The sequence below is a fragment of the Aliibacillus thermotolerans genome, from assembly GCF_027853235.1.
GTDB classification, from domain to species: domain Bacteria; phylum Bacillota; class Bacilli; order Bacillales; family Marinococcaceae; genus Aliibacillus; species Aliibacillus thermotolerans.
In genome coordinates this window covers 34944-47140 of the sequence record NZ_WKJG01000004.1, presented here as the reverse complement: position 1 = coordinate 47140, position 12197 = coordinate 34944, and the positions used below count along the sequence as shown (strand labels likewise).

Annotated in this window: 16 protein-coding genes; 4 read left to right on the top strand and 12 right to left on the bottom strand. The window is 40.6% G+C overall.

Going from position 1 to position 12197, the window contains the following annotated elements; translation table 11 throughout:
* Positions 1-4: 4 nt before the first annotated feature.
* From GJS40_RS00285 to paaX, 10 genes are all read right to left on the bottom strand, one after another.
* The gene (locus GJS40_RS00285; RefSeq protein ID WP_270895247.1) at positions 5-1525 is read right to left on the bottom strand and encodes an aldehyde dehydrogenase family protein; all 1521 of its coding nucleotides are present in this window, start codon (positions 1523-1525) and stop codon (positions 5-7) included.
* A gap of 19 nt (positions 1526-1544) precedes the next feature.
* Complete coding sequence (locus GJS40_RS00280; RefSeq protein ID WP_270895245.1) at positions 1545-2327, bottom strand: enoyl-CoA hydratase/isomerase family protein; 783 nt, start codon at positions 2325-2327, stop codon at positions 1545-1547.
* 3 nt (positions 2328-2330) lie between these two features.
* On the bottom strand, positions 2331-3104 hold the full coding sequence (locus tag GJS40_RS00275) for an enoyl-CoA hydratase/isomerase family protein (RefSeq protein ID WP_270895244.1): 774 nt from the start codon (positions 3102-3104) through the stop codon (positions 2331-2333).
* The gene (locus tag GJS40_RS00270; protein WP_270895243.1) at positions 3101-3403 is read right to left on the bottom strand and encodes an EthD family reductase; all 303 of its coding nucleotides are present in this window, start codon (positions 3401-3403) and stop codon (positions 3101-3103) included. The genes GJS40_RS00275 and GJS40_RS00270 overlap by 4 nt, the downstream gene beginning before the upstream one ends.
* Positions 3404-3463: 60 nt before the next feature.
* Complete coding sequence (paaD, locus tag GJS40_RS00265; protein WP_270895242.1) at positions 3464-3967, bottom strand: 1,2-phenylacetyl-CoA epoxidase subunit PaaD; 504 nt, start codon at positions 3965-3967, stop codon at positions 3464-3466.
* Positions 3968-3993: 26 nt separating this feature from the next.
* Positions 3994-4809: a 1,2-phenylacetyl-CoA epoxidase subunit PaaC gene (gene paaC, locus GJS40_RS00260; RefSeq protein WP_270895241.1), complete on the bottom strand. Its 816-nt coding sequence runs from the start codon at positions 4807-4809 to the stop codon at positions 3994-3996.
* Positions 4806-5168 (bottom strand): 1,2-phenylacetyl-CoA epoxidase subunit PaaB, encoded by a 363-nt coding sequence (paaB, locus tag GJS40_RS00255; RefSeq protein WP_270895239.1) that lies wholly within the window; start codon positions 5166-5168, stop codon positions 4806-4808. The genes paaC and paaB overlap by 4 nt, the downstream gene beginning before the upstream one ends.
* 28 nt (positions 5169-5196) lie before the next feature.
* The gene (paaA, locus tag GJS40_RS00250; protein WP_270895237.1) at positions 5197-6189 is read right to left on the bottom strand and encodes a 1,2-phenylacetyl-CoA epoxidase subunit PaaA; all 993 of its coding nucleotides are present in this window, start codon (positions 6187-6189) and stop codon (positions 5197-5199) included.
* 214 nt (positions 6190-6403) lie between these two features.
* Positions 6404-7342, bottom strand: a complete 939-nt coding sequence (locus GJS40_RS00245; protein WP_270895235.1) for an NAD(P)H-dependent flavin oxidoreductase — start codon at positions 7340-7342, stop codon at positions 6404-6406.
* Positions 7343-7386: 44 nt separating this feature from the next.
* Positions 7387-8304, bottom strand: a complete 918-nt coding sequence (paaX, locus tag GJS40_RS00240; RefSeq protein ID WP_270895234.1) for a phenylacetic acid degradation operon negative regulatory protein PaaX — start codon at positions 8302-8304, stop codon at positions 7387-7389.
* Positions 8305-8523: 219 nt separating this feature from the next.
* Here paaX and GJS40_RS00235 point away from each other — a divergent pair, with 219 nt between their 5' ends.
* From GJS40_RS00235 to GJS40_RS00225, 3 genes are all read left to right on the top strand, one after another.
* Positions 8524-8784 (top strand): ferredoxin, encoded by a 261-nt coding sequence (locus tag GJS40_RS00235; protein ID WP_270895233.1) that lies wholly within the window; start codon positions 8524-8526, stop codon positions 8782-8784.
* Between the two features lie 22 nt (positions 8785-8806).
* Positions 8807-9820, top strand: coding sequence for an NAD(P)/FAD-dependent oxidoreductase (locus tag GJS40_RS00230; RefSeq protein WP_377901800.1), 1014 nt, complete (start codon positions 8807-8809; stop codon positions 9818-9820).
* A 115-nt stretch (positions 9821-9935) separates the two neighbouring features.
* Positions 9936-10712, top strand: coding sequence for an enoyl-CoA hydratase-related protein (locus GJS40_RS00225; RefSeq protein ID WP_270895230.1), 777 nt, complete (start codon positions 9936-9938; stop codon positions 10710-10712).
* Here GJS40_RS00225 and GJS40_RS00220 read toward each other — a convergent pair.
* On the bottom strand, positions 10699-10965 hold the full coding sequence (locus GJS40_RS00220; RefSeq protein ID WP_270895229.1) for a DUF4825 domain-containing protein: 267 nt from the start codon (positions 10963-10965) through the stop codon (positions 10699-10701). The genes GJS40_RS00225 and GJS40_RS00220 overlap by 14 nt on opposite strands.
* Positions 10966-11033: 68 nt before the next feature.
* Entirely contained in the window at positions 11034-11546 is a 513-nt protein-coding gene (locus GJS40_RS00215) for a gamma carbonic anhydrase family protein (protein ID WP_270895227.1), read from the bottom strand.
* A gap of 226 nt (positions 11547-11772) precedes the next feature.
* Here GJS40_RS00215 and GJS40_RS00210 point away from each other — a divergent pair, with 226 nt between their 5' ends.
* On the top strand, positions 11773-12186 hold the full coding sequence (locus GJS40_RS00210; protein WP_270895226.1) for a hotdog fold thioesterase: 414 nt from the start codon (positions 11773-11775) through the stop codon (positions 12184-12186).
* The last annotated feature ends 11 nt before the right edge of the window (positions 12187-12197 follow it).

Genomic DNA, 12197 nt, shown 5'->3' with positions numbered 1-12197 from the left:
TTTCTTAAACACCTAGTGGATTTAATGGTTTCGGTCCGTAGTAAGAAAGCACACTCTTATCTTCCATGTATAAATCAAGTGTTTCTACAGTGAGTTCTCTTCCAAATCCGGACTGCTTGTAACCACCAAATGGAGTTCCAGGGAATGCAGAGAATGGACAGTTTACCATCACAATTCCTGCTTCAATTTGGTGTGCAACTCGAGTTGCTTTCGCTTGATCTTTCGTCCATACCGCAGATCCGAGTCCGTATTCTGTATCGTTTGCACGCTTAATTACATCTTGTTCGTCATTAAATTTCTCTACAACGACAACCGGGCCAAAGATTTCTTCTCTCACTGCTTTCATGTCCGGAGTTACATTAGTGAGGACAGTTGGCTCATACCAATGACCGTTTTCAAATCCTTCCACCTTACGCTCTTTACCACCAGCTGCAATTGTCGCTCCTTCTTCGACAGCTGATTGCACGTAGCCATCAATGACTTCTAATTGATCGCGGCTGATGATGGAACCAATTTGTGTTTCAGGATCGAGAGGATCGCCAAGTTTCAGTTGATTTGTTTTTTCAATAAACTTCTCAAGGAACTCGTCATAAATGTCTTCATGAAGGAACATTCGTGAACGAGCTTCACAAGATTGGCCGGTGTTATAGAAAATACCGAACAAAGATCCTTTCACTGCTGCATCGATATCCGCGTCGTCAAAGACGATGTTTGGTGATTTACCACCAAGTTCGAGTGTTAAACGTTTTAGCGTGCTAGATGCTTTTTCCATAATGTCTTTACCAGTTGGAGTAGAACCAGTAAAAGCTACTTTATTTACATCTTTGTGAGTGACGAGGTAATCACCAATGACACCACCGGAACCTGGGATGGTGTTCACAACACCTGCCGGTACCCCAGCTTCATGACAAATTTCGTTCAAAATAATTGCCGTGATTGGTGTAAGGCTGGCAGGTTTTACGACAACGGAACATCCTGCTGCAATTGCCGGAGCAACTTTCCACGCTGCCATCATCATTGGATAGTTCCAAGGGATGATTTGCGCACATACTCCTACCGGCTCTTTATGGGTATAGTTGAAAAACCCGTTTGGCATGTTGTTTACGTGACCTCGGTGGCCAACAATAGCCCCTGCGTAAAATTCAAAGTCTTCAATTGCTTGGTTGATTTGTCCTTGCGCAGCACTTAATGATTTCCCACTGTTTAAGACTTCAATTTCTACTAGTTCATTGAAACGTTTTCTCATAATGCTTGCGATTTTATTCAGTACCCGAGCTCTTTTTCCAACTGGGTATCTGCGCCATTTTCCATGGTCAAAAGATTCTCTTGCTGCTTGTACCGCTCTTTCCGCGTCTTCTACTGTTGCCTTTGCAACTGTAGCTAGAACTTCCCCTTTTGCTGGGTTGTATGTTTCAAACGTGTCTCCAGCGCTGCTTTCCACGCGTTCTCCATTAATAATCATGGAGTAGTGATCGCGTTTCAATTCTCCAACTTCTTTAATTTCTTGGCCTACAGCTTCTGCCATCATGAATCACTCCTTTAAATTATTTACCGCTGAATTTAGGCTTTCTTTTTTCCGCAAATGCTTTCAAACCTTCTTGATGATCTTCGGACAAGCCTGCAATTCGTTGTGCTTGCGCTTCTTTCTCTAAATAAGTTTCCAGTGATTCGTGCATGCTATTTAACATGTACCGTTTTGCTTGTGTAAAAGCAACTGTTGGTAACGACGCAATCTGTTCAGAAAAAGAAACAACTTTTTCTTCCCACTCTTCTTCTTCATACACTTCGGTAACAAGACCGAACTCTTTTGCTTCTTCAGCTGGAATCGGCTTACCTAGCGTCGTAATCTCCAGCGCTTTCGCATACCCTACTAAGCGTGGTAAAACATACATAAAGCCAGCGTCAGGAATTAATCCGATGTTCATAAATGCGCTTACAAACTTCGTACCTTTTTTCATGACGCGAAAATCAGCATTTAGCGCTAAACTCATTCCTGCCCCGGCTACCACTCCATTGATGGCAGCAATAATTGGTTTAGAGGTATTTCTCATAGCACGTACCATCGGATGGTAGTTATCTCTGAGTAAGTCGGCATGGTTTGTGTTGTCATCCACACCGCCTAGATCTTGTCCGGAACAAAATGCTTTGCCGGCACCTGTAATGACGATGCTTCCGACTGCTTCGTCCCGATCTGCTTGTCGCAGTGCGGAAATTATTTCTTTATTCATCGTGCTCGTAAAAGCATTATAAGATTTTGGACGATTTAGTAAGATAGTTGCCACGCCATTTTTTGTTGTGTACTCGATCGTTTCAAAAGTTTTTTCCATTGATTATTCCCCCTTAAAATGAGGCGCTCGTTTTTCAACAAACGCATTCATTCCTTCTTTTTGATCCTTGGAATCAAACGCAAGGTAGAAGTTTTTTCTTTCTAGTTGAAGACCTTCTCTAAGAGGGGAATCTACTGCTTTGTTGACTGCTTCTTTAATGAGGCGAAGGGAAATTGGTGGTTGTTTGCTTAGACGCTCAGCAAATCGCATCGTTTCTTCTTCCACTAATTTTGGATGAACGATGCGATTGACAATTCCATAATGAGCTGCTTCTTGGGCAGTCATCGGTTCACCTAACCAAAGCCACTCAATTGCTTTTGTTCTTCCCATTAACTTTGTTAAATACTGTGTTCCCCCAGCCCCCGGTAAGACACCAAGTTTCACTTCAGGGAAACCAAACTTCGCATCCTCTGCGGCGATAATTAAATCACAGTGAAGTGCTAATTCAAAGCCACCACCTAAAGCATATCCATTGACGGAAGCAATCAATGGTTTTTTGATGAGCATCATTTTATCCCACACTGCAAATGGATCTCTGAGCTCAAAAGAAATCGGGGTGTCATTCATCATTTCTTCGATATCTGCACCTGCCGCAAATGCTCTATCGTTTCCTCGCAGGACGATGACTCTAATATCAGGATCGCGATCAAATGCTTCCATTTGCTCGACAATTTCATCTACCATTAACCGATTAATGGCGTTTAACACTTTTGGTCGATTCAATTGAATAATCCCAATATTTCCCTTCTTTTCTACGAGGATTGTTTGATGACTCATTCTTCTTCCTCACCGATCATGAAAGTAACAAGATCACCTGCAAATTCCATCACATCTTTTCCGGATGCCTTTCCTTCTTCGGACTTCATTCCGTTTTTCAATGCGTCCATGTCGTCATAATACATCTCGCACATTAAATAGTAGTCACTTTTTCCTGCCGGAGAACCTACGATTTTGGTCACTTTCATTTTTCGAAGACCTGGAATTTTTTCCGTAATTGGCACGTGTACATTGTAATAATGGTCATCAAACTTTTCTTTATCTTCTGGCTGTTTGTATAAAGCAATGAGTTTTACCACTATCTGATACCCCTTTCTCCAATTACTGATTTAGTTTTGTACCTTTAGTGTATGATAACATTAACTAGCAGTATATGAAACTACCGGTTTCATCGCTTCAAATGGATTACGACAAGAACGGCAATAGAGGATGCTTCGGCAGGCTGTTGGTCCAAAAACGTTTTCCATGGAAGTGTACGGAGAACCGCAATATGGACAATCTACGCTCCACTCCTCCCCAGGTTGATAATTCTCTGGAGGAGGGGAGACGCCATGTTTCTTAAGCTGTTGTTTTCCTTCTTCAGTAATATCGTCGGTGGACCATTTCTCATCAAAGGAAAACGTCACATCACAACTTTTGACCCATTCTATTTCTTCTATCGCATTTTTTACATCTCTTTCGATAATATCAAGGGCGGGACATCCTGCAAACGTCGGTATTAACGTCACAGCAACGTGGGCATTATCATCAATCGTTACTTCATGCACCATCCCTAAATCATAAATACTTACAGACGGGAGTTCCGGGTCATCTACTTTTTTTAAACGGTTAAAAATTTCCGTTTCTCTTTGTTGTTCAATCATATTATCGTCTCCCCATTTTAAAAAACTTACCAAACGGCTTCGCGGTCGCTATTATACACCTCGGATAGCGTTGCTAATGCTTGATCTAATTGATCGGTATGCTCTTTCGCACGACCATTGCCAAGCTCGCTTGCCAAATCACCATTTGGAACATACGTGAGCGTCTCTTTTACACTGTCAAGCCAACGTTGTTTGAGCGTTTCAGAACTAGATAAAATTTCTTTCGCTAGAATATCGTCCGCTTTTGGTCCAAGTTCAAACGCATCGCCAATTTGTTTCCATGCTTCATCCAAACGAGATTGAATACGCTCTTTCGCTTCTTGTGAAGAATCTTGTAATTGGGTAATCCAAGTTTTCCAGTGACCAAGGTGATAAGGTTGTTCCATTAATACTTTATCCGCAGTGTTGCGAAGAGGTGCATAAGAACTTTTGAGCGCTTCTTCCAACTTCACTTTTTTAAACGCTTCATATAGATAGTTGCGAACAACCGCTAACGCCCAATCATATTGTGGCTCTTCTAAATACGTTCCGCTTCCATTTTTAATTTCGAAATACGTTCCGTTACGGCGTTCATTTGAAATGCGTTCGTGAGCGAGGGCATCTGCATCTCCTTCTCCAAGCTCTTCTAACAATTGATAGAAGAGCATCGCGTGACCCATTGTATTTTGAGTAATGGAAGAAAATGCAACGTCTTCCTCAATGTGAGGAGCAAGCCCTAGCCATTCTGACCCCCGATAAGAAATGATAAAGTCATCGTCGGCTAGTTGATAAAGTACTTCTACTAATGCTTCTTTATACGCCGCATCTTGTTTTGCTTGTTCTGCAGTTTCTACTAAACTCATTTTCTAGCCACCTCTTTCCAAGACAAAATTTCTTTCTCATCCAACATCTCTTGTTCTTTTTCGCGCCATTTTTTACGGAGATATCCGTATCCTTTTGTATTTCGATAGTCTTTATTGTCTAAACGCTTCGTCCATTGCTTGCGTTCCTCACTTGTCATTTTGCGAATGTTGTCTCGGGCCACCACCCATACGTCGATCACATCTTCACGACGCATAAAGTTTTCTTGTGCCATCGCAAGTGCAATCTCTTCATTTGGTGCTAATAAGCTAAATTGATGTTGAGCATGCGACTTGTCATTTTTTCTACTAAACACTTCGTACGTTTTATAAAAAGTGGCTTTCTTTTCGTTCTCTGCCATTCCTTTTCTCCTCCTATCTCCTATTTGTTTATGCCGTTACAACTGGTGTTGCTAGTGCTTCACGTACCCATGCGCTGTTCTCATGAGCAATTTTTCTTAGTCTTAATCTTGCTTGTGAACGCGGTCCATTGTTACTAATGATTTGCTTAAATTCATTCCAGTCTGGTTGTTGATAAATCCATTTTTTCTTTTCTTCGTCATAGTGAATGGTTTCATCCGGTACAGTAAGCCCTAACGAGAAGATTCGTGGTAAATACTTGTCAAGATAAGCTTGACGGAGCCCTTCGTTTGTACTCTTACGGATACGATATTTAATCGTAGCTTCTTGTTTGGAACTTCCTGTAGTTTCTGCAGTTGGAGGTCCAAAGAACATTAAGAGCGCTGGCCACCATCTGTTGAGTGCATCTTGAAGCATTGCTTTCTGTTCTTCTGTTCCTTCTGCAAGCGCCATGATGATTGCTTCCCCGTGTTGTGCGTGGAATACTTCTTCTGCACAAATCCGTTGAAGGGCACGTTGATATGGTCCATAAGAAGCATCAAGCATATTTGTTTGTGTGATGATTGCTGCTCCGTCTACTAACCATCCAATCAGTCCTGCATCTGCCCAAGATTTTGTTGCCATATGGAACACGTTATGGAATTTTAAGTCTCCACGAAGCAAGTCTTGCATGATGTCTTCGCGATCTTTTCCATAAGGCGCCATAAGGTCTTCAGCTACACGAAGTAACAATTGACCGTGACCCATTTCGTCCTGAACTTTTGCCATAATACCTAATTTACGTTTCAAGCTTGGAGCTTTTGGTACCCATTCCTTCTCTGGTAACGCTCCCATGATTTCACTAATTCCGTGCATGGAAATGAGTTTAATTAAAGTTTGACGATATTCATCCGGCATCCAGTCATCCGCTTCAATTTTTTCACCAGCCTCAATACGCTCCATAAACTCCGCGTATTTTTCTGGATCTTCCTGATGAGTGCTAACAGCAGTTGCTCCCTTGCCATGTTCAATGTAGTTATACATGACTTCACTCCCTTTTTTATTTCGTTTATTTAACGTCATTATATAATAATGTCATACTATTAGCAACATAAATTTATATTTTTTCAATAAACCTAGTCTTGTAACCCTTGTCCTATTAAGGGTTTTCGCTTATTTTTCCCAAAAAAGAAACGCTATTCAAAAAGAAACTGTTCTAAATAGTTCTTTAAGAATAGCGTGACATAACTGTGAGATGTTAAAAGTTGATATGCATATTTTTATATATTTCCTGTGCTTCTTTTTCCATTCGGCGAAATAGTTCTTCCACTGTCGGCAAGTCATTGATAATGCTTGTCACTTGTCCAGCATTTAAGTGACCTTCTTTTAATTTTCCTTCTACTGCTCCTTTAATGTGGCGATCTTCGTTTGTCTTTTCATCGAATTCTTCTGGTTTCATGCGTTCTTGATTCGCTAACAATTCTTCTGCGTAGTCTGTTTTTAATAAACGACGTACTTTATGAAACGGGCGCCCTGTAATGACTGTTTCTGTCTGTTCTAAAAGCGCTTGTTTGTAGTTGTCATGGAGCTTGGCATCTTTGGTTGCTACGAGTCTTGTTCCTAGTTGAACACCTTGCGCTCCTAAAGCGAACGCAGCTAACAAACCTCTGCCATCTCCTACTCCTCCAGCTGCAATTACAGGAATATTCACCGCGGACGCTACCGCCGGAATTAAAGTGAACGTCGTCCGTTCTTCCACAGAGTTAATCCCAGCTGCTTCATACCCTTCCGCCACAACAATGTCTGCGCCATGCGCTTCTGCTTTTTTAGCTTGCTTCGGATTTGCAACGACGCAGATCACTTTTATGCCTTCCTCTTTTAAAGGTTGGATGTAAGGGGCAGGATTTCCAGCAGACAAAGAAACGACTGGCACTTTCTCTTTTAAAATGAGAGAGAAAAGTTGTTTCACTTCCGGATGTACGGTTAATGGAACGTTGATCGCAAATGGCTTGTCAGTGAGAACTCGGATTTCTCGAATGATTTCTTCTATTTTATTCACAGACATCGTCCCTGCCCCAATCGTCCCAAGTCCTCCAGCCTCACTCACGGATGCAGTTAACGCAGCATGACTAATGTTTCCCATTCCGCCTTGAATAATCGGAGTCTTTATTCCGAGTGTTTGTACGACTTCATTCATCTCTGTCACCACCATCAAAAACTGTGCTTATAAGGAAGCAACGATTATTGCTTTACTTCTGGATTCACTTTTGTACTAATTAATGGGTGATTTAAAAAGTTATAGTCGCGATCTTTTTGAAAGTCTATATCCCCTTGCTCAAACACCGACTCAAAAAAACGATTTGCCGGTTCTGCAAGGGTGCGGTAATAGTCAGCAAATAAAGACGCGGCAGAATCACCTAACCAATTATCCGGGAGTAAAGACTCCGGTAGGCCTGGATCTACAAACAAAAATTTGCGATATTGATGCACAAGAAGCGTCCGTTCTACAAAGCACGCGCCATCGCTCATGTCACCTTTTTCAATCTGGTTTTTATCAATAATATATTTTTGACTGTACTTTTGGATAAATTCAGAATACATTTCATTAATCTCGTCCAGGTCCCAACATTTTTCCACTAATTCTTGCGAAGAATTTGCACCTAAGTGATTCGCAACAAAATAATTCACATACTCTTCAATATCGTACTTCTCAATTAAGTTTTCCAGCTGTTCTTCCAACGGATTTGGAGTAATCCAGCAACTATTTGACAATAAACCGAATCCGCTCCATACCAATTCTCTTCTTAACTCATCCCGAATATGGCGCTTTTCTTCCGGAATGGTATAAACAAGAATTCTCCATTTCCCATCCCAAGTGGGAGATTTTAATTTATAAATCCGCTTCGCAGCTTCATCCATCCGTTTCTGTCCTTGGGTCGTCAACGAATAATAACTTTTATTCCCTCTTTTTTCTGATACGACCCATCCTTGTTTGCTCATCCGAGAAATAGCTGCCCGTACCGATTGTTCGTTATGTCCGAATTCCTTTAATAAACGAATTAAACTTCCGATCCAAATAACGTTACCATAATAACGAATATAATCCCCGAACAGAGTGAATATCATCGAACGGGTGTTAAGACTCGTTTGTTTTTCCATATTTATCTCCAGCCTTTGTCATTTCTGTATTCTTATTATATTATATCGAATATAATACGTCAGTAAACATTCGAGTACAAGTAAAGCCTCAAAAAAAATTTAAAAAAATTTCACTTTTGTATTGACAGTTTTGTCATATTCCCTTATGATTTTTATAACACAATTATTATTAATCGTTTATAAAACGTTATATCAATATTCATCAGGGGGTTATCGATTATGGCTATCTATACAATGGTAAATCAAGATACTTGTATTTCTTGCGGCGCATGTGGAGCATCTGCACCAGATCTCTTTGATTATAATGAGGAAGGTTTATCTTACTTCATCGGTGACAACAACTTGGGAAACACTCCTATTGACGAAGATTTAATTGACGACTTAGAAGATGCCATTGATGGTTGCCCAACGGACTCTATTAAAATGTCAAAAGAAGCATTTAATGGTGATCCTTCTAAAGCCGACTCTGTAACTGTCTAATGAAAGCAACCAAAGAGATGGAGTGAAATTCATGAGTAACCAAGAAATGTATGATGTCACCATTATCGGTGCAGGTCCGGTTGGTTTATTTACCGCTTTTTATGCAGGCATGAGGAGCATGTCCGTCAAATTAATTGATAGTTTACCGGAAGTTGGCGGACAATTGTCTGCTCTATATCCAGAAAAATATATTTACGACGTTGCTGGATTTCCAAAAGTAAAAGCACAAGAGTTAGTGGATGTGCTGACAGAGCAAGCAAATCAATTTTCACCAACGATTTGCTTAAATGAATCGGTTGAAAACGTTGTAAAATTAGAAGACGGAACGTTCCAATTAACGACAAACGAAAAATCTCACTACTCTCGGACTGTCATTATTACAGCAGGAGCGGGCGCTTTCCAACCGAGAGAGTTAAAAGTAGACAACGCAGAAAAGTATAGAAATAAGTGCCTCCATTACTTTATCAAGGATTTGAATCAATTTAAAGACCGGCGTGTTCTCGTTTGCGGTGGAGGAGACTCTGCGGTGGACTGGGCGTTATCTTTAGAACCGATCGCAAAAGAAGTCACGTTAATTCACCGCCGAAATAAATTCCGTGCTCACGAGCATAGTGTGGAATTGTTGAAAAAATCAAGCGTGAACGTGAGAACCCCATATGAAGTGGGCGAAATTATTGGAAACGATGACGCCATTGAACAGATTCTTGTAAAAGAAGTCAGAGGAGAGGACACTTTTCTCCTTGATGTCGATGACTTAGTTGTTAACTTTGGTTTCGTCACTTCCCTTGGCCCATTGAAAAACTGGGGACTTGAGATTGATAAAAACTCAATCGTTGTCAATTCCAAAATGGAAACGAACATTCCCGGCATTTATGCAGCAGGAGATGTTTGTACGTATGAAGGCAAAGTAAAATTGATTGCTACGGGATTTGGTGAAGCACCAATTGCGGTAAGTCAAGCAAAAACTGTCGTCGACCCAGATGCGAAATTATTTGCAGGACATAGTACAAGTCTTTTTGCTTCACCAACTAAGTAACATTTTATTGTATAATTGAATCTAAGCATGAGATAGAACGGACTGTTCCAACACATCGGGACAGTCCGCCTCTATTTTTTGCTATATACTACATATTTTTAGGAGGTCCTTTTATATGAGTAACGTACTGTTGGAAAAAAAAGATCATTTAGCAACCATTACCATCAATCGACCAGACCAACTTAATTGTTTTGACTATGCCACGCTCGATCAACTGGAAGAAGTAGTAGAAGAAATCCAAGTGGACCGGGACATTCGCTGTGTGATTATTACAGGTGCCGGTGAAAAAGCCTTTAGTGCCGGTGCAGATTTAAAAGAACGTCGTAAATTGAATGAAAATCAAGTAAGAAGAAACGTCAACAAAATACGGAAAGTGTTCACACTCATCGAAGAACTTCCTCAACCGACCATTGCCGCTGTCAATGGATATGCCCTTGGAGGAGGATTTGAGCTAGCATTAGCGTGTGACTTCCGCTACGTCGCAGATCATGCTGTCCTCGGACTCCCGGAAGTAAGCTGGGCCATTATCCCAGGAGCAGGCGGAACACAACGGCTTACAAAATTAATCGGACCGTCTTTTGCAAAAGAACTTATTTTAACAGCAAGAAAAATTGATGCGCAACAAGCAAAAGAATATGGAATTGTGAACAAAGTTGTTGCGAAAGAAGTATTAATGGAAGAATGTGTCAATCTCGCAGAAGAAATCATGCAAAACGGTCCCCTCGCCGTCATCCAAGCAAAACATGCCATCAACAACGGAAGCAACGTCGATAGCTACACAGGAATGCACATCGAATCCAAAGCCTACGAAGTCATCATCCCAACCGAAGACCGCATCGAAGCCCTAGAAGCTTTCAAAGAAAAACGCAAACCAAACTTCAAAGGAAAATAGAAAGAAAATTTGTCTCAATATCTTTGTATTCCAAAGTAATTCCGTATGGTTCTTTCTCGGTTTCAAGTGAAATTTGATCCAACTCTTGATGATGGGTCAGTTCATTCACGATATTCAAAACTGCACTGTTGTCACCCACATACGAGTTTTTATATTGAAACAAGTCTGTTTTTGAATCAGCACTTAGATGACAGCCACTTAATACGATAAAGAGAGATACCAATGAAATAAAATAAATAGTAATCCGCTTCACTATTTTCTCTCCTTTAAATAAACGCATGAGATTTTTATTTGTATCTCATGCGTTGACTATTTTTACATTTATTTGATTTGCTTACGAAATTCTTTCCCCTTTTGAATGTACGTGTCAATCGTTATTTGGATCATTTCTAAATCTTTATCCGTTAATTCCCGCACCACTTTACCTGGGTTTCCCATAAACATCGTACGTGGCGGTACTTTCTTCCCCGGTGGAACAAGGGTGTTTGCAGCCACAAAAGCAGATTCACCAATTTCAGCACCATCTAACACGACTGCTCCCATTCCGATCAATGCTCGGGATCGAACGGTACACCCGTGCAAAATGACGTTATGACCAATAGACACTTCATCTTCTAAAGTAAGCGGATACTCATCATACAAATGTAAAGTAGAATTATCTTGGACATTACAGCGTTTTCCAATGCGGATCGGTGCCTCATCTCCTCTAATGACTGTGTTAAACCATACACTCGACTCATCTCCTATTTTCACATCTCCAATGACATGCGCTCCCGGAGCTATAAACACCTCATTTCCTATCTCAGGATAAATATCATTGTAACGATACAACATGGCCAAAGCTCCTTCCACATAAACTTTCCCATAGTATAACATTTCTGACACTATAAATAAATTTATATTATAGGTAGAATCTCTACATTTCTCAAAGGTAATTCTTCATAAGGCCTTTAGAAAGACAGTTGACACTCTTATAACAAAGTGTTATATTTCGTATATATTACGAACGTACTATAAAACGTCTATTATTCAGAATCTTCAAGACAAAAGGGGAATCATCATGAAAAAAGAAAAGCTTTTAAAACATTTTGAAAAAGATACTTATGCAAAATTGCTTGGTATCAAAGTAGAAGATGTGGAAGATGGATATGCGAAAGTATCGATGACAATTACCGATGACATGTTAAATTTCCATGGGAGCGCCAATGGAGGAGCTACTTTTTCTCTCGCTGACACGGCATTTGCTGTCGCCAGTAACTCTTACGGAACAACCGCGGTGGGGGTGACAATGACGATGCATTATATGAAAGCGGTTAACTCTGGGACAAAGCTCGTGGCAATTGCGCGGGAAGACTCTAAAAATCCTAAATTAGGTCTTTATCGCATTGAACTTTTTGACACGGAAAATGACGATCTCATCGGTATTGCTGAAGGAATGGTTTATAGGAAGAAAGAGAATTTCATCGAGGAATAAAGGAATCACAT

Coding starts and splice junctions, on each gene's coding strand:
- GJS40_RS00285 (WP_270895247.1), bottom strand. CDS start 1,525: ATGGCAGAAGCTGTAGGCCAAGAAATTAAAGAAGTTGGAGAATTGAAA.
- GJS40_RS00280 (WP_270895245.1), bottom strand. CDS start 2,327: ATGGAAAAAACTTTTGAAACGATCGAGTACACAACAAAAAATGGCGTG.
- GJS40_RS00275 (WP_270895244.1), bottom strand. CDS start 3,104: ATGAGTCATCAAACAATCCTCGTAGAAAAGAAGGGAAATATTGGGATT.
- paaD (WP_270895242.1), bottom strand. CDS start 3,967: ATGATTGAACAACAAAGAGAAACGGAAATTTTTAACCGTTTAAAAAAA.
- paaC (WP_270895241.1), bottom strand. CDS start 4,809: ATGAGTTTAGTAGAAACTGCAGAACAAGCAAAACAAGATGCGGCGTAT.
- paaB (WP_270895239.1), bottom strand. CDS start 5,168: ATGGCAGAGAACGAAAAGAAAGCCACTTTTTATAAAACGTACGAAGTG.
- paaA (WP_270895237.1), bottom strand. CDS start 6,189: ATGTATAACTACATTGAACATGGCAAGGGAGCAACTGCTGTTAGCACT.
- GJS40_RS00245 (WP_270895235.1), bottom strand. CDS start 7,342: ATGAATGAAGTCGTACAAACACTCGGAATAAAGACTCCGATTATTCAA.
- paaX (WP_270895234.1), bottom strand. CDS start 8,304: ATGGAAAAACAAACGAGTCTTAACACCCGTTCGATGATATTCACTCTG.
- GJS40_RS00235 (WP_270895233.1), top strand. CDS start 8,524: ATGGCTATCTATACAATGGTAAATCAAGATACTTGTATTTCTTGCGGC.
- GJS40_RS00225 (WP_270895230.1), top strand. CDS start 9,936: ATGAGTAACGTACTGTTGGAAAAAAAAGATCATTTAGCAACCATTACC.
- GJS40_RS00215 (WP_270895227.1), bottom strand. CDS start 11,546: ATGTTGTATCGTTACAATGATATTTATCCTGAGATAGGAAATGAGGTG.
- GJS40_RS00210 (WP_270895226.1), top strand. CDS start 11,773: ATGAAAAAAGAAAAGCTTTTAAAACATTTTGAAAAAGATACTTATGCA.